Genomic DNA, 20,063 nt, shown 5'->3' on the forward strand with positions numbered 1-20,063 from the left:
GCCATGACAAATTCTCAAGCGTTCAATGACATTCAAGCCGCACGCCGTGCGCGATGGAGACTTCTTTCCACCACAGTCCGCTATCTCCTTCTCTTCGTGGTGGGCTTTATCATGCTCTACCCGTTGATTTGGCTGGTAGGCGCGAGCTTCAAAACGAACTCGGAAATCTTTGCAGGTGCTGGCTTTCTGCCTGAAAATCCCACTTTGGATGGCTATGCTAAAGGTTGGCAGACCTCGACACCTTACACATTCGGTCGGTTCTTCTGGAACTCCCTGCTTATCATTCTGCCGAAGGTCATTGGCACTGCCATCTCCTGCACCATGGCGGCCTATGCATTTGCCCGCTTTGATTTTCCGCTTAAAAAGATCTTGTTTGGCTCGGTCATTGCTATTCTGCTTTTGCCGAATGTTGTTACCCGCATCCCGCAATATATTCTCTTTCGCGATCTGGGATGGCTGGATTCCTTTCTGCCCCTGTGGGTACCGTCGGCGTTTGCTGGTGATGCCTTCTTCGTATTCATGCTTGTGCAATTCCTTCGCTCACTGCCATCCGACATGGAGGAAGCTGCGCGTGTCGATGGTGCCAACAGCCTGCAAACGCTGGTTTACATCGTCGTGCCAATGCTCGCGCCAGCGCTGATCTCGGTTTGCCTCTTCCAGTTCATGTGGACCATGAACGACTTCCTCGGGCCGCTGATCTACCTTTCCTCGGTCGATAAATATCCGGTCAGCCTTGCGCTCAAATTGTCCATCGACACCACTGAAGCATTCGAATGGAACCGCATTCTGGCCATGTCGGTGCTGACGATCGCTCCCGCGCTCATCGTGTTCTTCGCAGCGCAACGGTACTTTATTGAAGGGATCTCCTCCGGGGGAGTGAAAGGCTGACCATGGCTCAGGTTCAACTCAAAAATCTTGAAAAAATCTATGGCAATGCCTTCAAGGCTGTGCATGGCATCAACCTCGATATCGAAGATGGCGAGTTCATGGTGTTCGTCGGCCCTTCCGGTTGCGCCAAATCCACCACACTTCGCATGGTGGCTGGCCTGGAGGAGATTTCCGGGGGAGAGATCGTCATCGGCGACCAGCGCGTCAACGATTTGCCGCCGGGTAAACGCTCCATCGCTATGGTGTTTCAGAACTACGCGCTTTATCCGCATATGAAGGTGCGCGGAAACCTGGCATTCGGATTGAAGATTGCCGGAAAGCCGAAGGCTGAAATTGACGCGGCCATTGATCATGTTGCGCAGCTTCTGGAAATCGAACCACTGCTGGATCGATTGCCCAAGCAACTCTCCGGCGGACAGGCACAGCGTGTTGCCCTTGGCCGGGCTCTCATCAAGAAGCCGGGTGTCTTCCTGTTTGATGAGCCTCTTTCTAACCTGGATGCCAAGCTTCGCGCTTCCATGAGGGTTCGCATTACCGATCTGCATCGCCAGTTAAAGGCGGAAGGGCTGTCTTCTACGGTCATTTACGTCACGCACGATCAGACCGAGGCCATGACCATGGGCGACCGTATTTGCGTCATGCAGGCAGGGCGTATCATGCAGGTGGCAACACCTAAGGAACTTTATAATCACCCGGCCAATCTGTTCGTTGCGGGTTTCATCGGCAGCCCGGAAATGAACCTGATCGATGCCCGCCTGGACGGCGGTGAGGTTGTGATTGGTAGCCAGCGTCTGGCGCTTGGCCCGCATCTGGAACGACGGCTTTCTGCACGTCCGACTGACGCCGTGATCGGCATGCGACCGCAGCATCTATCACTGGTGGCCGATGGCCCTGCACTCGCTGCCCGACTGACCAATGCGGAGTTCATGGGTCATGAAGTCTATCTTCATGCAGAATTGGAAGGTCGGAAACTGGTGAGCGTAGTGGGCGCTGCCGAATTCGAGGCGCTGGGTCGTTCAGACACCATCCGGCTGCGGCCAGACCCCGATAATCTGCATGTTTTCGATAAAAATGATGGCCGCAATGTTTCGCTGTGAGGAGGCGGCATACGGCTAAAATTCAAGGAGGAGAACCTGATGAGATTGACAAAAACTCTCGCCATGCTGGCTGGTGTTGCCTATGGGGCGATGGCGCTTGGCGCAACTGTCCAGGCTGCTGAATTGCGCATGTCCTGGTGGGGTGGGGAAAGCCGTCATACTGCCACGCAAAAGGCCATTGCCGCCTGCGGCGCGAAATACGGCCACACTGTCAAAGGTGAGTTTACCGGATTTGATGGCTATCTGGAAAAACTGACGACCCAGATGGCAGGCAAGACGGAAGCCGACATCATGCAGGTGAACTGGCCGTGGCTGCCGCTGTTCTCCAAAAACGGCACCGGATTTGCCGATCTACGCACATTAAAAGGCCTCGATCTTTCCAACTGGACTGATGAAGATTTGGCGGCAGGCTCCATGAACGGAGTGTTGCAGGGACTTTCAGTTTCCACGACAGGCCGCGTCTTCTTCTTCAATGCCACGACGTTTGAAAAGGCAGGCGTGGCCATCCCAAAGAACTGGGATGAATTCTTTACAGCTACAAAGACCATCAAGGAAAAGCTTGGCAAGGATTATTACACGTTCAATGCCGTCAAGGAGACCGCCCAGTTACTGACGACGCTGGCTGTCGTACAAAAGACGGGCAAGGATTTGGTCGACACTAAAACCAACCGCGTTGCCTGGACGCCGCAAGAGCTTGCGGCGGGCATTTCATTCCTAGGCAAGCTCGTGGAAACAGGAGCTATCCGCTCGCAGAAGGAAGAAGCTTCAGACGGAAACGTCAACCTGTTCGAAAAGCCTGCTTGGGCTGAGGGTAGGGTCGCTGGTTCCTACGAGTGGGATTCGACCTATTCCAAATACGCCGATCCTCTAAAAGGTCAGGTTTTGAAGCCGGTGCCGATGTTGAAGCTGGCAGATGCTGTAACCGAAGGTGTCTACCGAAAGCCTTCCATGGTCTTCTCGATTTCGAAGAACTCCAAGAACCCGGAAGCGGCCGCGCAAATTGTAAACTGCCTGTTGAACGAGCCGGAGGGCATTGATGCGCTGGGGACCTCACGGGGGCTTCCGGCATCAAAGGCTGCCGCACAACGTTTGGGAGACAAGGGCGAGCCGGAGGTTCGCGCCGCGAATGCTATCGTCATGGCAGCGAGCGGTCCGGTTGTCTCGCCTTTCAACGAGCATCCTGAAATCCGTGCCGCCTTTATCGATAGCTTGGAGGAATATGCATACGGTCAGCTCTCCGCCGAGTCTGCCGCCGAACAGATTATTGACATGGTGAATGACGTTCTGGCCAGATTTGATTGACCTAATAGCTATGATCCGCCTGCCGCGCGAAGCGGCAGGCTCCCCTGCCCTTTCGGGCATCTGACGAGATAGGCCCATGATTCAACCTGTCCTTATCGCGCAGTCCGCGCGCATGGCATCGCTTTGCCTGCCGGAACCCGATGCGCTCTATCGCCTCTCCTCGAAGCGGCCATGGCAGTTGTTCATGGATGATCGGACCGAGCCGTGCCAGTCGGGAGAAGCGGATAACGTTGTCATGCTTCTCCATGAGCTTTCACCCGATGCGCATTATCGCTTTGAAACCGAAGGCTGCGAGCCGATTGCGTTCCAAACGAAGCCCTGCGCTGGCCTCGTGGATGCGTCTGAATTTGGTATCATCTCAGATGTCGCGCTAGATGACCTCGATATGGCACGCGAGAATGCGGTGGCCTTGGCGCGGGCGATTTCTTCCGTCCCGTCTGGCGGCACCTTGCTTCTGCCTCCCGGAAACTGGACGACGTTCCCAATCGCTCTCAAAAGCGAAATGACCCTGCATCTTTGTGATGGTGCGATTCTACGCGCGCCTTCAGGTCGTGCAGGTTGGCCCATCTTGCCTGCGCGAGATGCCTTTGGTGAAATGTTGGGAAGTTGGGAAGGTCTGCCAGCCGCATGCTTTGCAGCGCCCATTCACGCGCTGCATGCAGATAGACTCGTCATCGAAGGGCGAGGTAATATCGATGGCTCCGGTGACAAAGGCGACTGGTGGACCTGGCCCAAGGAAACACGCGAGGGTGCGAGGCGTCCTCGGGGGCTGCATTTGATCTCGTGCCGCGATGTCCTGTTGCTGGGGTTTGGTATTCGCAACGCCCCTTCCTGGACCATTCATCCGCAAGGTTGCGAGCGGCTTTTGGCAGCTGGCCTCACCATCTCAGCCCCGCACGATAGCCCGAATACCGATGGGTTCAATCCGGAAAGCTGCCGCGATGTGACGATCACCGGCGTGCGCTTTTCCGTGGGAGATGATTGCATAGCTATCAAGGCTGGAAAACGCGGAGCAAACGGCGAAGACGATCATTTGGCTGAAACACGGAACGTTATTGTCACGCATTGTCTCATGGAGCGCGGGCATGGCGGGCTGGTCATCGGCTCGGAAATGTCTGGCGGCGTGCATGATGTCACCATCGAAGATTGTGAGATGGTGGGAACGGATCGCGGCTTGCGCTTGAAGACCCGTCGCGGTCGCGGCGGTTCGGTCACGAATATCAGCATGCGCCGGGTGCTTCTCGATGGGGTGCAAACAGCGCTTTCCGTCAACGCTCATTATCACTGTGATTCTGACGGCCATGACCACTGGGTGCAGACGCGCCAACCTCTGCCGGTAGATGCGGGAACACCCGCAATCGACGGCGTCACTGTCGAAGACGTGGAAATTCGCCGCTTAGAACATGCGGCTGGCGTATTCCTCGGTCTGCCGGAAGCACCCATCCGCAACATCAAAATTCGTGGGCTTAAGCTGGTATCAATGAACCCAGACGCTGTTTCGGTGCCGCCCATCATGGCCGATCGTGTGCGGCCAATGCTGCATGAGCCAATTCTGGCTGAGCATGCTGAGCTTGATTGCGATGACGCATCCCTGCTGAGCAACGCAGTCATTTCCCTTTCGTTTGAATGAGACGCAGAATGAACCCTTTTGCCTATTTTGATCAGTTCGCTCACCGCTATCGCGCCTATAAGGGCGGCCCCTGGTGCTATGAGGATGGCTGCATCTATCGTGGACTTTTGCTTCTCCACCAAGCCACGGGTGATGCGCGGTGGCGCGACCATCTGCACCGTTTGGCCGATGCTCAAATTGCCACGGATGGTAAGCTTACGGGTTATGATCCGCAGGAATACAATATCGATAATATTCTGGCCGGACGGGTTCTGTTTCCAATGGCAGAGGAGACGGGTGATCCCCGCTACCTAGCGGCAGCGGGCAGTCTTGCCGGTCAGCTGGAAAGCCATCCGCGGGTTCGCTCCGGAAACTATTGGCACAAAAAGCGCTACCAGCATCAGGTCTGGCTAGATGGGCTATACATGGGCCTGCCGTTCCAGATCGAATATGGGCTTGTAACACAAAGACCTGGCCTCGTTACTGATGCCCTGCAGCAGATGTCAGCCGCTTTGGCATTAACCGCAACATCTGGCGGTCTTTATGTGCACGGATATGACGATAGCCGGGAACAAAAGTGGGCCGATCCTGCAACCGGCAAATCTCCCGCTGTCTGGGCGCGTGCAATCGGATGGCTGGCAATGGCGCTGATTGACGCGCTCACGCTGCTGCCGAGGGATGAAGCAACCCATTCTTTGGGTCTGCGCACCTGTCTTCTCTTGGAGGAGATCGTCAAGCGTCAAAGACCTTCAGGGCTTTGGGAGCAGGTTCTTGATGAGCCGCAACTTGTCGGGAACTATGAGGAAAGCTCGGCCTCTGCCATGTTCGCCTACGCATTGCTGAGGGCTGCGCGGCTTGGCATTGTTTCCTCCGAGCAAAAAGCACGGACAGACCAAGCCGGCCAGCACGCTCTCCAAGCATTGCTCAACACTCGCTTAATACTGGAAAGCGACGGCGTTACGCGGCTCACTGGCATTGTCCATGTGGCAGGGCTCGGTGGATTCGACGGAAACTATCGCGATGGTACGCCTGCCTATTATCTCACAGAGCCAGTGGTCAGCGACGATGCCAAAGGCGTCGGTCCGCTGATGATGGCCTATGCCGAATATTTGCTCTCCCAACCAGCCGCTTGAGTATCTACGAGACCCTCATGCCTCAGCCTCCGCGACGACTTAAAGCGGCGTGGCGGCCAGCTGTGCCGCGATCTTATCGTCCACCGGCGTATCGTAGGTCATGACGATTGCCCCTAAGATGATGTAAAAGCCGACAGTCGCGATCAAGTCGAATACTGCCTCTCGCCCTATTGTGGCAGCAAGAGCTGCTTCCAGTTCCGGGGGAATGAAGTGGCTGTCGAATATGGCATCAACGGCTTGCACAATGAGCGCATCCTCCGCTTCCGGCTCGTCCAGGATTGCCCGGATGCGAGCATCACTGAATCCTAGCGCGCGTGCGCGGCTGATGTGATGGGCGATCTCATATTCTGATCCAAGACGATGGCCCGTTCTCAAAATGACGACTTCAGAGCGGTGAGCCCCGAGCGCACTCTCCTTCACCAGGTGTTGTCGCAAAGGCGCCCAGTGTTTCAGGAGAGCCGGATGATGCGCCATTGTGCGGTAGACGTTCAACTGCCCGGCAAAGCCATCCTTTAAATCATGAATCGAATGCGGCCAAGCATCATCCTCTATGGGTAGGCAGGGTGGCTGGGTCATGGGTTTCCTTCTCTAAAATTTGCGACCGCTGCTCAAAGCAAGAGCATCTCAATCATCGTTCAGGGGCAATTGCACAACGCCTGGGCGCTTTCGAAAAAGCTTTCCATCAGTTTCGAAAAGAGACTTTACAAATGATATAAAGTGATAACAATAGATTTTACTGATGCAGCTTAAACCCAGCAGGAGCAAGCACCCTTCTCAAGGGTTTTGTGGGGAGGCTGCGTATTACTGGAGGCCATTATGGAACTGTCATCCCTCACCGCGCGTCAGCTTTATGAACAGGCGAAGGCAAACCCGACGCGTAAGCGTTTCGGGTTCGGCAGGAAGCCGATGCTGATCAACATTGACCTCCAGTGTGCCTATACCAGCCTGGGAGAGTTCGTGACGGCTTACGAAACTGATCCGCAACAGCTGGAATATGTCAACGCGCTTGCAAGGCTGGCGCGGCAGAAGGGTCTGCCTATCACCTGGACCTATGTGGCCTATATGGAATCCGGGGAAGATTGCGGTGTTTGGGGAACGCGAACAAACACCCCGGATTCGTTGCAAAACATCAAGGTCGGCTCGCGCCGTGCGGAGTTTGATCCGAGGCTCGAAATCGATCACGTCAAGGACATCGTTATTAATAAGCGGATGGCCTCTCCCTTCCATGAGACGAACCTTCAGTCGCTCATGGTCTGGCATCAATGCGACACGGTAGTATTAACGGGCGGATCTACGTCGGGCTGCGTTCGCGCTTGCGTGGTGGATGCGATATCGCGCGGTTACCGCGTGATTGTTCCGGAAGAATGCGTGGCTGATAAGCATGAGAGCCCGCATTTTGCCAATCTCTACGATATCTCCGTCAAGTATGGCGACGTGATCCCGGTTGCGGATGCGATTGCCTGGTACGAGGCCTATCAGCCGGAGGTGCGCTGAGATGGCTGTTGAACAAGGCGCATTGAAGTCTGACCTGGGGCTGTATGATTATCTGCCTTGGCCCAACCGGCCAAAAATTGTCTGGCCCGGCAATAAGAAAATTGCAGTTTGGATCGCTCCGAACATTGAGTTCTACGAATACAATCCGCCGAACAATCCGACGCGCACGCCTTGGGCGAGGCCGAACCCGGATGTCCTGCAATATTCACATCGCGATTATGGTAACCGGGCCGGCTGGCAGCGAATGATGGCAGCGATGGACAGGGCCGGTTTTCGCGGCTCCGTCTCCCTTAACGTCGCACTATGCGATCATCACCCAGAAATCATCAAAGCTTGCGCTGACCGCGGTTGGGAGTTCTTTTCCCACGGCATTTACAACACGCGCTATGTCTACAATCTCGATATCGAGCAGGAGCGCGAAATCATTCGTGATGCCTTCTCTACGGTGCGCAAGCATACGGGCCAAACGCTGGCAGGTTGGCTCTCCCCTGCCCTATCCAACAATTTCTGGACCATGGATATCCTGTCTGAAGCAGGCATCCAATACACGTGCGACATGTTCCATGATGACCAGCCGATGCCGGTCAAAGTGAAATCCGGCAAGCTTATCTCCATGCCTTATTCGCTCGAGATGAACGATGTCATCGTTTACAATACGCAAAAGGTGAGCCCTCGCCACTATGGCGAAATCATCAAGCGCCAGTTCGATCAGCTTTACAAGGAAGGTGATGAGAGCGGCACGGTGATGTGCATTCCGCTGCATCCCTATCTCGTAGGGCAGCCTCACCGCATAAATGCCTTTGCCGAGGCCATTGAATACATTGCTGGACATGAAGGTGTTTGGCAGGCAACCGGCCGCGAAATCGCGGAAGCCTATCATGCAAGCGGTGCCTATGACGCGATGACGGCTGCCATGGCCGCGCACAATGCCGGGAAGGAGACACGCTGATGTCCATGCCGGAAGATTATCTGCATTACCCCGCTCGCCGCTATGGGATGGATCATGATCGCTACGAGTGGAGTGATCTTTTTCAGCGCAAGCCAGTGGAGTGGCCCAATGGTGCGCGCATCGCGCTCTCCATCGTCACGCATGTCCAGCATTTCCCGCTCGATATGTCGTCCAAGCCGTTCAAGGCTCCGGGCGCGCTATCCATGCCCTACCCGGATTTTCGCTATTACACCAACCGCGATTACGGCAACCGGATCGGCATTTTCCGAGTGCTTCGGCTCTTAGGCGAAATGCGTTTGAAAGCCAGCTTTGCCATCAACGGCATCATCGCGAAGCGTTATCCGGCGGTTATCAAGGCCGTGGTGGATGGCGGTCATGAGGTCGTGGCGCATGGGCTCGATATGGGCAAGGTCCATCACTCGGGTCTCTCCGAAAGCGATGAAAACGCGCTCGTCTCTGAAACTCTGACGCTTCTGAGGGATGCAAGCGGCCAGAATGTTGATGGGTGGCTGTCGCCTGGGCGGGCGCAGGGCTTCAATACGCCGGACTTGCTCAGCCAAAATGGCATTATCTATGGTCTCGATTGGGCCAATGATGACATGCCCTACGAAATGAAAACCAAGCATGGCACGCTGACTGCGATGCCAATGGCCTATGAAACCGACGATCGCGTGGTGGCCGACGAGTACTTCCAGTCCGAAGCCGAATGGGTACAGCAAATCAAGGATCGTTTCGACGTGCTCTACCGCGAAAGTGCGGAATATGGTGGGCGCATTATGAGCCTTCCTCTGCACAGTTGGGTTTCAGGCATGCCTTACCGGGTCGAATATCTGCGTGAGGCGCTGGATTATATTTTATCGCACGAAGGCGTTTGGGCCGCTTCATGTGGCGAAATCTGCGCGGCGTTTCGCGCTCAACTGCAAACCGAAGGTAATTGAAGAGTGGAGATATCCACTCGTCAACCATGTCTTCGTTCGCAAGAGAAAGATTGAAGATGGCGCACACGGCTGCACCACGCACCATGCTTGGCAAGATCTGGGATGAGCACGAAATCTTTCGCCATCCAGCGGGTCCGTCACTGCTGTATATCGACCGTGACATGATCCACGAGGGAAGTTTCCACGCCTTCGCCGATCTCAAGCGTCGCGGCCTGAAGCCGCGCCGACCCAAGCAGATTTTTGGCGTCGCGGATCATTATGTTCCGACTCTGGGCCGAACCTCTGGCGACGCGGCAAGCCCTGCCATCGCCCGAATGATCGATACATTCGATGAGAACATGGCTTGGAGCAATGTTCGCCATTTTGGCATTTCCAGCCGTGAGCAAGGCATCGTACATGTGGTAGCTCCCGAGCAGGGCATAACCCTTCCAGGGCTGATGATTGTCTGTTCCGATAGCCATACTTCGACCCAGGGAGCGCTTGGAGCGATAGCCTTTGGCATTGGCCAATCGGAAAATGCCCATGTGCTTGCCACGCAAACGATCTGGCAGCTGCGGCCGAAGACCATGCGCGTAACGATTGATGGCGTGCTGGGACAGGGCGTAACCGCTAAAGATGTCATGCTGAAGCTGATCTCCGTGATTGGTGCGGCTGGTGCTGGTGGCTATGCCATTGAGTTTGCCGGGCGTGTTGTGCGCGATCTTTCCATTGAGGGAAGGCTCACCCTTTGCAACATGTCCATCGAGGCAGCTGCTCGTTTCGGCATGGTGGCAGCGGATGAAACCACCTTTGCCTATGTGCGAGGACGGCATTATGCGCCCAATGAGCAGGAATGGGAGCAGGCTGTCGCCCATTGGCAAACGCTCGCCAGCGACGATGAAGCACATTTTGACGCTGAAGTTTCCTTGAGAGGCGAAGACATCGCACCCATGGTGACATGGGGTACAAGCCCAGAAGATGCGGTGGCAATCGATAGCCGCGTCCCCGACCCTTCAGCATTTGATAGTGCGGATAAGCGAAAAGCCGCTGCTAAATCACTGGAATATATGGAACTCACGCCAGGTACTGCTCTTTCCGGTTTGAAGCTTGATAAGGTCTTCATCGGCTCTTGCACCAATAGCCGGATCGAAGATCTGCGGGCTGCTGCATCCATACTGAAAGGTCGTAAGGCCGTCATCCCGGCGATTGTTGTTCCAGGGTCGACACAGGTGAAGAAGCAGGCGGAAGAAGAAGGCATCGCCCAAATCTTCGTGGAGGCAGGCTTTGAGTGGAGAGAATCCGGCTGTTCCATGTGCGCGGCGATGAACGGTGATGTGGTGGCGCCGGGAGAGCGCTGTGCGTCCACCTCCAATCGGAACTTTATGGGCCGGCAGGGACCGGGTGCGCGAACGCATCTGGTCAGCCCGGCCATGGCGGCTGCGGCAGCGATTACCGGCTGTCTCACGGACGTTCGGCAGGTATGAGGAGATCACGATGAAAGCCTTCACCTGCGAAACATCCAAGGTCGTGGCCATTCCGGGCGTCAATTGTGATACGGACCAGATCATTCCTGGCAGGTTCCTGAAGGCAGATCGCGCTGAAGGTTACGGGCAGTTTCTGTTTCATGATATTCGTCGCAACGACCAGGGTGAGCTTGATCCAGCCTTCCCTCTTAACAAGCCGGAGGCTGCGGGGGCGACCGTTCTTCTCGTAGAGGATAATTTCGGGTGCGGATCATCCCGAGAAGGCGCAGTTTATGCACTGGTTGATCATGGTGTTAGAGCTCTCATTGCACCGAGCTTTGGCGACATTTTTTACAACAACGCCCTGAAAAATGGTCTTGTGCCTGTTCAATTGAAGCCGGAACTTTGCCATGCGCTGGCGCAGCATCTGGACGATTTCCCTCAGGCAGAGGTGACTGTCGATCTGGAGAACCGCGAACTGGTTCTGCCCGGGGATCTTGGAACTCAACCTATCGTTATCGACGAATTTGCCCGTGACTGCATTGTGCGCGGTCTGGACGAGATTGAGATGACCTTCACCTACATCGATCAAATCAAAAAATTCGAAACAAATCGAATGAACTTGCAACCTTGGCTGGATCGTTGACGGGCGGACTAGCCGGCCATTCTCGCCGTCGAACAAAAAAACTGGGAGCATAACAAGATGAACTTCAAGATTGATCGCCGCGACCTGTTGAAAGCATCAGGCGCACTTGCTGTGGGACTGGCGGCACCAACGGTTTTGCGTGCACAGAACGCCACGATCAAGGTCGGCGTCATTGAGCCGCTGACCGGTAATCTTGCCTATAATGGCACGCAAAGTGCTGCGGGCGCCAAGTTTGCTGCTGAAGCCATCAATGCTGCTGGCGGCATAAAGAGCATGGGCGGTCGACAGATTGAACTGGTTGTCGTGGATGCACAGAGCCGCCCGGAAGCGGCAGCCTCTGCCGTCGATACGCTGATCCAGGCCAATGCCTGTGCATTCACAGGTGCCACAGCTTCGGCGCTCGGTCTTGCGTCCTCGCAGGCGGCCGCAAAGCACAATCTGGCCCAGGTTTTCTCCATTGGTACGGCTGAAACCATCGTGCAGCGTGGCCTCCCCAACGTCTTCCGCTTCACCCCCGGCGTCAACAAATGCACCAGCGTTGCACTTGAAAACCTCAAGCTGCTCAATGAGGGCGCAGGAAATGTTGTAAAGACAGCGGCCATTGTTCACGAAGATGGGCCATTTGGTTCCAACATGGCCAAGATCATGGCGGAGCAACTGCCCAAGCAGGGCATTGAAGTGGTTGAAACCATTTCGCACCCTACGCCGCAGCGTGACTTCTCGAACATTGCCTTGCGCGTTAAGGCATCCAAAGCAGATATCCTGATCCCGTCCAACTACCTTAACGAATATACGCTGATGGCGCGTGCTCTGAACCAGCAGCGCGTCGAACTGAAGGCAATCTACTCCATCCTTGGTGGGGCAGCTTCCAACATCAAGTTCGTACGCGAAAACAATCAGGTCGCCCAGTATGTGATGGATTGCAATCACTGGTATGACCCGAACAAGGACGAATCCAAGGCTTTGACGCAGAAGGTTGCAGATGCGAAGCTCGACATGACTTACGACGTCATGGTCTCCTACGCCGCAATACAGGTTATCGCCGATGCGCTGGAGCGGGCGGCTTCGGATGATCGCCAGAAGATGATCGAGGCCTTGGCTGCCTCCACTTTCGACAAGTCCATCATGCCTTATGGCCCGACGAAATTTGTCAATGGCGATAACGTCAATTCACGTCCGGTGAACACGCAGATCCGTGGTGAGAAGATCGAACTGGTCTTCCCCAAGGAATATGCAACGGCGGAAGCTGTCTTCCCAATTCCTGCCAAGAAATAAGATCGCCCGTCCCCGGAGGTTTAAGCGCCGGGGACGTTCCTCACCTGATCGAGAGGCGAATCCCGATGTCGAGTCTGATCTTTCCAGCCGTGTTGAGCGGCCTGATGATGGGGGCAGTCTATGCGCTGGTGGCGCTGGGCCTGACCCTGATTTATGGCGTTTTGCACATTATCAACTTCGCGCATGGAAGCCTGCTGATGCTGGCGCTGTATGCGGTCTACTTTCTTTACACCTATCTCGGCATTGATCCTTATCTGGCCATTCCGATTGTTCTGCCGGTTTTCTTTCTGCTGGGCTATGCTCTTCAACGCGGTCTGATTGCACCCATGAGCAGTGGATCGGAGCAGAACGTGTTGCTGATCACGCTCGCGGTCTCGATGATCATTGATAACCTCGCGCTTTATTTCTGGACCTCGAATACCCGCACAGCCGATATTGCCTATGCCTACGACACCGTGGAGTTCTTAGGTGCATATCTGCCGCTTGGTCGGGTTATCGCCTTCGGCGCGGCAATTGCAGTGGCACCGCTGCTGTGGTGCTTCATGGCCTACACGCGCACTGGCTCCGCCATCCGCGCCGTGGCCATTGAAAAGCGTGGCGCAGAATTGGTCGGTATCGATGTGAACCACACCTATGCCATTTGCTTCGGCATTGGCACGGCCTGTGTTGCGCTTGCGGCATGCCTCTTGCTACCAACATTCTACATCACCCCTCAGGTTGGTTACACCTTCGTGCTGGTTGCCTTTACCACCGTGGTCTTGGGCGGCATGGGTAGCCTGCCAGGAGCTTTGATTGCGGGACTTCTGCTGGGTGTGATTGAATCCCTCTGCGGCCTGTTCCTGGGCGAAAGCCTCGGCCAAATCGGCATCTTCCTCGCCTTCATTCTGATCCTTCTTTTCAAACCGTCAGGTCTTCTTGGGAGGGTCCGCTGATGAAATCACAATCAATCGGGCAAATTGCGCTGGCGGCTGCCGCCATCGCCTATCTCATCGGGGTCTACTTTGCGTCCTCACCCGTGTGGATGGGTTTTACGATCAATGCTTTGATCGTTGCAGTGATCGCCTTCTCCTGGAACATCACGGGCGGCTTCGGCGGACTTTCCTCTTTCGGTCATGCAGCTCTCTATGGAACAGGAGCCTACGCCTCGGCCATTCTTCAGGTGACCTATGGCGTCAACGCCTGGATTGGCTTTGTGGCGGGTATCCTGGCAGGCGCCGCCATGGGAGCCTTTATCGGCGCGCTGGCATTTCGCTACGGCTTGCGAGGATCTTACTTCGCGCTGGTCACCTTGGCCTTCGCTGAAGTGCTGCGCATCTGCGCCTCCTCCTTTGACTTCACGGGAGGTGGAAGCGGTCTTCAGTTAAAACTCGCGCCTGGCCTTTCAAACTTGCAGTTCAGCGACCGCACTATTTCCTACACCATCCTTCTCGCCGTCGTGGCGGTTGTGATGATCCTCACGGCTCTCATCAAATACTCCCGCTTTGGGGCTTATCTGATTGCCGTGCGTGAGAACGAAGATGCAGCGCGAGCGCTCGGTATCGATACCTACAAGATCAAGGTACAGGCCATGGCGATCTCCGGTGCGTTTGGTGGATTGGCGGGCGTGCTTTACCTCCAGCAATGGCTCTTTATCGATAGCTCCGTGGTCTATGGAAGCGCCGTTTCTATTGAGGCTCTGATTGGTCCGATTATCGGTGGGGCCGGTACAGTCTGGGGGCCTCTGGTCGGCACGCTCGGACTTCATCTTCTTGGCGAAGGTGCAAAGCATCTTCTACCCAATGCACCGGGCTTGAACTTCGTTCTGTATGCGGTGGTGCTCATCTGTGCCCTGCGGTTCCTACCACAGGGTTTGGTGGGGCTCGCTGGCCGCATCGGTGCCGTTCGCAAGAAGGGAGACGACAATGCTTGAAGTGCGCAATCTCTCGAAAAGCTTCGGCGGCCTGAAGGCAGTTTCGGATGCGTCGCTAGACGTACCAGAAGGCTCCATTGTCGGATTGCTTGGACCAAACGGTGCGGGCAAGACGACCTGCTTTACCATGATCGCAGGTTTTACCAAGGCAGATGAAGGTTCTGTTCGCTTCCAGGGACAGGATATCACCGGGCTGCCGCCGCACCGTATCTGTGCGCTTGGCATGATCCGCACCTTCCAGATCGTGCAGCCCTTTGCGGGTCTCACGGTTCAGGAAAATATCGCCGTTGGTGCCTATCTTCATCATCATGATCGCAAGGAGGCTATGGCCGTCGCGCGTGATGTTGGCCAGCGCCTTGGCATGGGCTCCATGCTCGACAGGCCTGCCGCTTCGCTGACCATTGCGGGACGCAAAAGGCTGGAGCTTGCCCGCGCACTTGCCACAGGTGCCAAGCTGCTGCTGCTTGATGAGGTGATGGCCGGTCTCATCCCCTCGGAGATCACGGAGATTGTCGGCATCATCCGCACTATACGCGAAAAAGGCCACACGTTCCTGATGATCGAGCACGTCATGCAGGCGGTGATGAGCCTTGCCGAGACGGCCTATGTCCTGAACCAAGGCAAGATGATTGCCCATGGTCCACCACGCGAATTGGTGCGTGACCCTTCGGTTGTGGAAGCCTATCTTGGCCACGGCGCTGCGGCACGCCTACAGGAGGAAAGCCATGCTTGAGATTTCAGGTATTCGCGCTGGCTATGGTTCCATGACCGTTCTTCAGGGCGTCGATATGCGGGTCGAGGCGGGCGAGATTGTTGCTCTCCTCGGTTCCAACGGCGTTGGCAAGACGACGCTCAACAATGTCATCTCGGGCTTTATCCGACCAAGTAAGGGCAGTCTTTCGTTTAAAGGTGCATCGCTTACGGGCCTGAAGCCACGCGAGATTGTGGCCATGGGCATCGCCCACGTACCGGAAGGCCGAAAGATATTCCCGAACCTTTCGGTGGCGGAAAATCTAAAACTTGGCGCCTTTCGTCGTGCAAGCGGCAATGTGAAGCAGAATTTCGAGCGAATTTGTTCGATCTTTCCACGCCTCAAGGAACGGCTTGATCAGTCAGCGGGAACTCTATCCGGTGGTGAGCAACAGATGCTCGCTATCGGGCGTGGCATGATGTCGGAACCGGAACTCATCATATTGGATGAGCCGTCTCTCGGTCTCTCCCCCCTGATGGTCGAGGAGATGTTCAGCCTCATTACCAAGATCAATGCTGATGGCGTGGCGGTGCTCCTTGTGGAGCAGAATGTCATGCTTTCGCTCAATGTGGCGAAGCGCGCCTATGTTCTCGAGCAAGGGCGCTTCGTGATGCAAGGAGAGGCCGCAGCTTTGCTGACAGATCCGCAACTGCGCCAGGCCTATCTCGGCATGTGAAAAAGCTTTCGGCCCTTCTGGGCCGGAGAACCATCAAATCTACGGAGAAGCGGAGAAGATTATGTCTCTTACCCGGACCCAACGCCTGCGGCAGTTGCTTGCAGGCGAACGAGCCCTCATGGCTCCAGGTGTGGTTGACGCCATGTATGCGCGTCTGGTTACCGAAGCTGGCTTCGATGCCATGTATATGACCGGTGCTGGCACATCGGCCACCCGCCTTGGCTACCCGGATGTCGGCCTTCTGACGATGACTGAAATGGTCGATAATGCCACGCGCATTGCAGATGCCTCCGACATTCCCCTGATTGCCGATGCTGATAATGGTTTCGGCGGTCCGTTGAATGTCCGCCGCGCCATTCAGCTTTATGAACGAGGTGGTGTAGCAGCTGTTCATTTGGAAGATCAGGTTTTGCCAAAGCGTTGCGGCCACCTGGCGGGCAAGCAATTAATTTCAGCTGAAGACATGGTGGCCAAGGTCAAAGCCGCGGTTGACGCGCGTGTTGACGAAAACTTCGTGGTAATTGCTCGCACCGACGCACTGGCACTCCATGGCCGCAATGCGGCTTTTGACCGTGCGGAAATGTATCGTGAAGCCGGTGCGGATGTGATTTTTGTCGAAAGCCCCGGCCCTGACGATCTACCGCATATCGCGCCACGTTTCCCAGGAATTCCGCTTCTCTACAACATGGCGACATCCGGCAAGACACCGTTCCTGACACGTTCGGAAATCGAGGCGCTGGGCTTCAAGCTCATCATCTATCCTAACTGGCTGCTACTATCCGCATGCGAGGCAGCACGCCGCACACTTGAAGTACTGAAAGCCGAGGAAACCATCGCCTCGGTTGCTCCAAATGTCATGAGCTTCAAGCAGTTTTTCGACATGGCCCGCATGCCTGAAGTTCAAGAGCTGGAGGCACGTTACGGCACACCGGAAAACAGCCGGACGAACTACTGATATTTGAGGGAGGAGGTCGAAACCATGGCCGTAATTTCAGCTGACACTGTTGAGTTTGAATTTGAGGTTCCGGTCGTGGTGATCGGTGCGGGAGCATGCGGCCTCGTGGCAGCCCTTGCCGCGCATGATGCGGGTCAGGACGTTCTCATTCTAGAGCGCGATGAAAACCCGACAGGTTCGACTTCTCTTTCCGCGGGTCTCATCCCGGCACCGTGCACGCGCCTGCAAAAGGAGGCTGGAATAGACGACAGCCCGGAGCTGTTTGCAAAGGATCTGGTTGCCAAGACGCATGATAAAACACCTTACGATCAGGCTCTTGTGGCAGCCCGCACTGCCGGGCCCATGATCGATTGGCTGATGGAACGTCACGGTGTTGAATTCGAGTTGGTCACAGGGTTCCTGTATCCCGGTCACTCTCGAATGCGCATGCATGGGCCGAAAAGCCGAACGGGTGCCGATCTTGAGCAGAACCTGCTCGCCGCAGTCTCAAATGCGGGGATTGATCTTCTGACGGGTGCGTCTGTGGAAGATCTCTATATAGATAGCGAAGGCCGGGTGAAGGGTGTGCGGTTTCGCCGTCCTGATGGCGAACTGGAAAGCGTGGGCTGCAAGGCGCTCGTTCTTGCCTGCTGTGGTTTTGCAGGCGATGCGCAAATGGTGCGCGATTATATTCCTGAAATCGCCGAGGCGGAATGTTGCGGCCATCTATCCAACACGGGCGATGCAGCGAAGTGGGGCAAGGCGCTTGGCGCGGAACTGGCGGATATGGGGGCCTATCAGGGACATGGCTCCGTGGCGCATCCCCATTCGCTGCCGCTCACCTGGGCGGTTATCACCAAGGGCGGCGTGTTGTTCAACACGTTAGGCGAACGCTTTTCCAATGAGATGCGTGGCTATTCAGAACATGCGCGAGAAGTTGCCGCGCAGCCCGGCAATGTTGCCTGGGATATCTATGGCGCTGCCGGTGAAGAAGCAGCAATGGGCTTTTATGATTACCGGGAAATTCGCAAGCTCGGTGGCGTGAAGACGGCCAACAGTCTTGAGGAGCTGGCGTCCGTCACTGGTCTTCCGCTTGAGCGACTTGAGGCTGAATTCGGTGCCATCGCACAGTCTGCTCAAACGGGCGAGCCGGATCGGTTGGGCCGCACTTTTACGCCAGATCAGCTGCTCACTGCACCCTATTACGCAGTGAAGGTGAATGGCGCGCTTTTCCATACCCAAGGTGGTTTGGTTATTAACGAACAAGCGCGTGTGCTCAGAACCGATGGTTCTCCCCTTCCTAATCTTCTGGCAGGCGGCGGTGCTGCACGCGGCGTCTCCGGAGACTCCAACTATGGATATTTGTCCGGGAACGGACTTCTCACAGCCACCGCATTCGGGCGATTGGCAGGAATGACCGCCGCAATGATTGCCGCTGAGACTGCATGACGGCCTTGCGCCGGGAGGAGGAAACATGAAGAAAATCATGGTGATCGTGCCATTTCCCATGGCGAGCGAAGATCTGGCTCGGCGTGAAGCGCAATCTCGTTCGGTCAATCTAGGTCCGGATATGGAACTTCATTATCGACCCGTTCGGCTTGGGCCGAAAAACTATTCCAGCCAGCACGACATGGCGCTTGCCGATTTCTCCATCCTGGATGCTGGTCTCGATGCGGAGAGGGATGGTTTTGATGCTGTTTGTATCGACACCATGTCAGATAGCGGAATGTCCATGCTGCGGTCTGTCTTGAACATTCCGGTCATTGCGCCAGGCAGGCATTCTATGCTTCTGGCGCAGATGCTGGGAGACAAGTTTTCCATCCTCATGATGTGGGATCGATGGAAGATGCTTTACACCAAGACGCTTGGCGAACTTGGAATGGAGCATAAGTGCGCCTCCATGCGCTCCATTGGCGTAACGCCGGATAACAAGAGCCTTCTGTCCGGCAAGGAAGATGAAGTTTTTCCGCTTCTGCTGGATGCCGCGCAAAAATGCGTGGAACGGGATGGCGCTCAGGTTCTGATCCTCGGCTCAACCACCATGCATGAAGCGCATTCCTGGCTGGCGGAAAGGATCGGGGTTCCTGTCATCAATCCCGGTCCGCTGACCTACAAGCTGGCCTCTATTGCGCTCGATCTTAAGCTGACCCATAGCAAGGCCACCTGGCCTGCGCCGCTTAACCCCAAGCATGACATGATACGTGCTATCGGCAAGGCAGGTGCCGATTATCTGGAGGGACGTCCATGACCCGCATTCTCGTCATCGTTCCCTTCGCACTCGATGCGGAAGGCGTGAAAAATCGCGAAGCTCAATCCCGCTATGTTCCGCTACCCGCAGATTGGCAGCTAACCTACAGGCCGGTGACCTGCGGTCCCACCTCCTTTATGTCTCCTCATGACTGGGGGCTCATGGATCTCGCGATCTTTGAGGCCGGATGCAATGCGGAGGCGGAAGGCTTCGATGCTGTTTGTATCGATACGATGTCTGATAGCGGCATGGTCATGCTCCGCTCGGTGCTCTCCATTCCGGTCATTGGGGCAGGCAAGGCTTCCATGCTGTATGCGCTGACCCTGGGAGCAAAGTTCTCCGTGCTCGCCCAGTGGGAGCCTGCCCTTCCGCGCTACCGCAAAGCCATCCGGGAATATGGGTTTGACCGGCAGTGCGCGTCTGTACGCAGCTTCGATCAACCGCCGGATTTCTCTAATCTTCTGGATGGAAAGGAGGATAAGGTTTTTCCACGCATGCGGGATGTTGCCATGCGATGCATTGAGGAAGATGGCGCAGACGTTATCTGCCTCGGGTCAACGACGATGCATCAGGCGGGGGAATATCTGGCAGCCAACCTTCCCGTTCCAGTCGTCAATCCCGGACCTTTGACCTATAAGCTGGTCGAAACATTCCTGGCGCTCGGGTTGTCGCACGGTCTCGCCGCATACCCTCGCCCGGTAGAACCTCGGTTGGACATGCTTCATCATATGATGGGAGCCGGTGCCGCGGTTGCCAGCCTCAAATAGGGGAA

Annotated in this window: 20 protein-coding genes; 19 read left to right on the plus strand and 1 reads right to left on the minus strand. The window is 55.8% G+C overall.

The window, feature by feature from the left end:
- Positions 1-3: 3 nt before the first annotated feature.
- The 5 genes from AC0JZ1_RS20780 (at position 4) to AC0JZ1_RS20800 (ending at position 6,029) form a co-directional block, all read left to right on the plus strand.
- Entirely contained in the window at positions 4-888 is an 885-nt protein-coding gene (locus AC0JZ1_RS20780) for a carbohydrate ABC transporter permease (RefSeq protein ID WP_471884326.1), read from the plus strand.
- Positions 889-890: 2 nt separating this feature from the next.
- Entirely contained in the window at positions 891-1,985 is a 1,095-nt protein-coding gene (locus AC0JZ1_RS20785) for an ABC transporter ATP-binding protein (RefSeq protein ID WP_471884327.1), read from the plus strand.
- A 39-nt stretch (positions 1,986-2,024) separates the two neighbouring features.
- A complete protein-coding gene (locus AC0JZ1_RS20790; RefSeq protein WP_471884328.1) occupies positions 2,025-3,287 on the plus strand; it encodes an ABC transporter substrate-binding protein in 1,263 nt (420 codons plus the stop codon).
- A 76-nt stretch (positions 3,288-3,363) separates the two neighbouring features.
- Positions 3,364-4,917: a polygalacturonase PglA gene (gene pglA, locus AC0JZ1_RS20795; RefSeq protein ID WP_471884329.1), complete on the plus strand. Its 1,554-nt coding sequence runs from the start codon at positions 3,364-3,366 to the stop codon at positions 4,915-4,917.
- Positions 4,918-4,925: 8 nt separating this feature from the next.
- A complete protein-coding gene (locus AC0JZ1_RS20800) occupies positions 4,926-6,029 on the plus strand; it encodes a glycoside hydrolase family 88/105 protein (RefSeq protein WP_471884330.1) in 1,104 nt (367 codons plus the stop codon).
- Between the two features lie 39 nt (positions 6,030-6,068).
- Here AC0JZ1_RS20800 and AC0JZ1_RS20805 read toward each other — a convergent pair whose 3' ends face one another.
- Complete coding sequence (locus AC0JZ1_RS20805; protein WP_471884331.1) at positions 6,069-6,605, minus strand: carboxymuconolactone decarboxylase family protein; 537 nt, start codon at positions 6,603-6,605, stop codon at positions 6,069-6,071.
- 240 nt (positions 6,606-6,845) lie between these two features.
- Here AC0JZ1_RS20805 and AC0JZ1_RS20810 point away from each other — a divergent pair, with 240 nt between their 5' ends.
- The 14 genes from AC0JZ1_RS20810 to AC0JZ1_RS20875 all read left to right on the plus strand — a co-directional run bounded on the left by AC0JZ1_RS20810 (position 6,846) and on the right by AC0JZ1_RS20875 (position 20,058).
- Positions 6,846-7,523 carry an isochorismatase family protein gene (locus AC0JZ1_RS20810; protein ID WP_471884332.1) on the plus strand — a complete coding sequence of 226 codons (678 nt, stop codon included), beginning with the start codon at positions 6,846-6,848 and terminating at the stop codon, positions 7,521-7,523.
- Between the two features lies 1 nt (position 7,524).
- On the plus strand, positions 7,525-8,472 hold the full coding sequence (locus tag AC0JZ1_RS20815) for a polysaccharide deacetylase family protein (RefSeq protein WP_471884333.1): 948 nt from the start codon (positions 7,525-7,527) through the stop codon (positions 8,470-8,472).
- Positions 8,472-9,410 (plus strand): polysaccharide deacetylase family protein, encoded by a 939-nt coding sequence (locus AC0JZ1_RS20820; RefSeq protein WP_471884334.1) that lies wholly within the window; start codon positions 8,472-8,474, stop codon positions 9,408-9,410. The genes AC0JZ1_RS20815 and AC0JZ1_RS20820 overlap by 1 nt, the downstream gene beginning before the upstream one ends.
- 56 nt (positions 9,411-9,466) lie before the next feature.
- A complete protein-coding gene (leuC, locus tag AC0JZ1_RS20825) occupies positions 9,467-10,873 on the plus strand; it encodes a 3-isopropylmalate dehydratase large subunit (RefSeq protein WP_471884335.1) in 1,407 nt (468 codons plus the stop codon).
- A 10-nt stretch (positions 10,874-10,883) separates the two neighbouring features.
- Positions 10,884-11,498, plus strand: a complete 615-nt coding sequence (leuD, locus tag AC0JZ1_RS20830) for a 3-isopropylmalate dehydratase small subunit (protein WP_471884336.1) — start codon at positions 10,884-10,886, stop codon at positions 11,496-11,498.
- 57 nt (positions 11,499-11,555) lie between these two features.
- On the plus strand, positions 11,556-12,773 hold the full coding sequence (locus AC0JZ1_RS20835; protein ID WP_471884337.1) for an ABC transporter substrate-binding protein: 1,218 nt from the start codon (positions 11,556-11,558) through the stop codon (positions 12,771-12,773).
- Positions 12,774-12,838: 65 nt separating this feature from the next.
- Positions 12,839-13,705: a branched-chain amino acid ABC transporter permease gene (locus AC0JZ1_RS20840; RefSeq protein ID WP_471884338.1), complete on the plus strand. Its 867-nt coding sequence runs from the start codon at positions 12,839-12,841 to the stop codon at positions 13,703-13,705.
- Positions 13,705-14,682: a branched-chain amino acid ABC transporter permease gene (locus tag AC0JZ1_RS20845; RefSeq protein ID WP_471884339.1), complete on the plus strand. Its 978-nt coding sequence runs from the start codon at positions 13,705-13,707 to the stop codon at positions 14,680-14,682. The genes AC0JZ1_RS20840 and AC0JZ1_RS20845 overlap by 1 nt, the downstream gene beginning before the upstream one ends.
- Complete coding sequence (locus tag AC0JZ1_RS20850) at positions 14,675-15,415, plus strand: ABC transporter ATP-binding protein (RefSeq protein WP_471884340.1); 741 nt, start codon at positions 14,675-14,677, stop codon at positions 15,413-15,415. The genes AC0JZ1_RS20845 and AC0JZ1_RS20850 overlap by 8 nt, the downstream gene beginning before the upstream one ends.
- Entirely contained in the window at positions 15,408-16,109 is a 702-nt protein-coding gene (locus AC0JZ1_RS20855; protein ID WP_471884341.1) for an ABC transporter ATP-binding protein, read from the plus strand. The genes AC0JZ1_RS20850 and AC0JZ1_RS20855 overlap by 8 nt, the downstream gene beginning before the upstream one ends.
- Before the next feature lie 61 nt (positions 16,110-16,170).
- Positions 16,171-17,064 carry an isocitrate lyase/PEP mutase family protein gene (locus AC0JZ1_RS20860; protein ID WP_471884342.1) on the plus strand — a complete coding sequence of 298 codons (894 nt, stop codon included), beginning with the start codon at positions 16,171-16,173 and terminating at the stop codon, positions 17,062-17,064.
- Between the two features lie 24 nt (positions 17,065-17,088).
- Entirely contained in the window at positions 17,089-18,492 is a 1,404-nt protein-coding gene (locus tag AC0JZ1_RS20865) for an FAD-dependent oxidoreductase (RefSeq protein ID WP_471884343.1), read from the plus strand.
- Between the two features lie 25 nt (positions 18,493-18,517).
- Entirely contained in the window at positions 18,518-19,291 is a 774-nt protein-coding gene (locus AC0JZ1_RS20870; RefSeq protein WP_471884344.1) for an aspartate/glutamate racemase family protein, read from the plus strand.
- Positions 19,288-20,058 carry an aspartate/glutamate racemase family protein gene (locus AC0JZ1_RS20875; RefSeq protein WP_471884345.1) on the plus strand — a complete coding sequence of 257 codons (771 nt, stop codon included), beginning with the start codon at positions 19,288-19,290 and terminating at the stop codon, positions 20,056-20,058. Before AC0JZ1_RS20870 ends, AC0JZ1_RS20875 begins: the two co-directional genes overlap by 4 nt.
- Positions 20,059-20,063: the final 5 nt, after the last annotated feature.

This window comes from Affinirhizobium capsici (genome assembly GCF_977018625.1).

Bases quoted from the DNA above. Each gene is read 5' to 3' on its own strand.
- AC0JZ1_RS20810 (WP_471884332.1), top strand. From the start codon at position 6,846: ATGGAACTGTCATCCCTCACCGCGCGTCAGCTTTATGAACAGGCGAAG.
- AC0JZ1_RS20840 (WP_471884338.1), top strand. From the start codon at position 12,839: ATGTCGAGTCTGATCTTTCCAGCCGTGTTGAGCGGCCTGATGATGGGG.
- AC0JZ1_RS20790 (WP_471884328.1), top strand. From the start codon at position 2,025: ATGAGATTGACAAAAACTCTCGCCATGCTGGCTGGTGTTGCCTATGGG.
- AC0JZ1_RS20875 (WP_471884345.1), top strand. From the start codon at position 19,288: ATGACCCGCATTCTCGTCATCGTTCCCTTCGCACTCGATGCGGAAGGC.
- pglA (WP_471884329.1), top strand. From the start codon at position 3,364: ATGATTCAACCTGTCCTTATCGCGCAGTCCGCGCGCATGGCATCGCTT.
- leuC (WP_471884335.1), top strand. From the start codon at position 9,467: ATGGCGCACACGGCTGCACCACGCACCATGCTTGGCAAGATCTGGGAT.
- AC0JZ1_RS20845 (WP_471884339.1), top strand. From the start codon at position 13,705: ATGAAATCACAATCAATCGGGCAAATTGCGCTGGCGGCTGCCGCCATC.
- AC0JZ1_RS20820 (WP_471884334.1), top strand. From the start codon at position 8,472: ATGTCCATGCCGGAAGATTATCTGCATTACCCCGCTCGCCGCTATGGG.
- AC0JZ1_RS20860 (WP_471884342.1), top strand. From the start codon at position 16,171: ATGTCTCTTACCCGGACCCAACGCCTGCGGCAGTTGCTTGCAGGCGAA.
- AC0JZ1_RS20785 (WP_471884327.1), top strand. From the start codon at position 891: ATGGCTCAGGTTCAACTCAAAAATCTTGAAAAAATCTATGGCAATGCC.
- AC0JZ1_RS20780 (WP_471884326.1), top strand. From the start codon at position 4: ATGACAAATTCTCAAGCGTTCAATGACATTCAAGCCGCACGCCGTGCG.
- leuD (WP_471884336.1), top strand. From the start codon at position 10,884: ATGAAAGCCTTCACCTGCGAAACATCCAAGGTCGTGGCCATTCCGGGC.
- AC0JZ1_RS20865 (WP_471884343.1), top strand. From the start codon at position 17,089: ATGGCCGTAATTTCAGCTGACACTGTTGAGTTTGAATTTGAGGTTCCG.
- AC0JZ1_RS20855 (WP_471884341.1), top strand. From the start codon at position 15,408: ATGCTTGAGATTTCAGGTATTCGCGCTGGCTATGGTTCCATGACCGTT.
- AC0JZ1_RS20850 (WP_471884340.1), top strand. From the start codon at position 14,675: ATGCTTGAAGTGCGCAATCTCTCGAAAAGCTTCGGCGGCCTGAAGGCA.
- AC0JZ1_RS20870 (WP_471884344.1), top strand. From the start codon at position 18,518: ATGAAGAAAATCATGGTGATCGTGCCATTTCCCATGGCGAGCGAAGAT.
- AC0JZ1_RS20805 (WP_471884331.1), bottom strand. From the start codon at position 6,605: ATGACCCAGCCACCCTGCCTACCCATAGAGGATGATGCTTGGCCGCAT.
- AC0JZ1_RS20815 (WP_471884333.1), top strand. From the start codon at position 7,525: ATGGCTGTTGAACAAGGCGCATTGAAGTCTGACCTGGGGCTGTATGAT.
- AC0JZ1_RS20835 (WP_471884337.1), top strand. From the start codon at position 11,556: ATGAACTTCAAGATTGATCGCCGCGACCTGTTGAAAGCATCAGGCGCA.
- AC0JZ1_RS20800 (WP_471884330.1), top strand. From the start codon at position 4,926: ATGAACCCTTTTGCCTATTTTGATCAGTTCGCTCACCGCTATCGCGCC.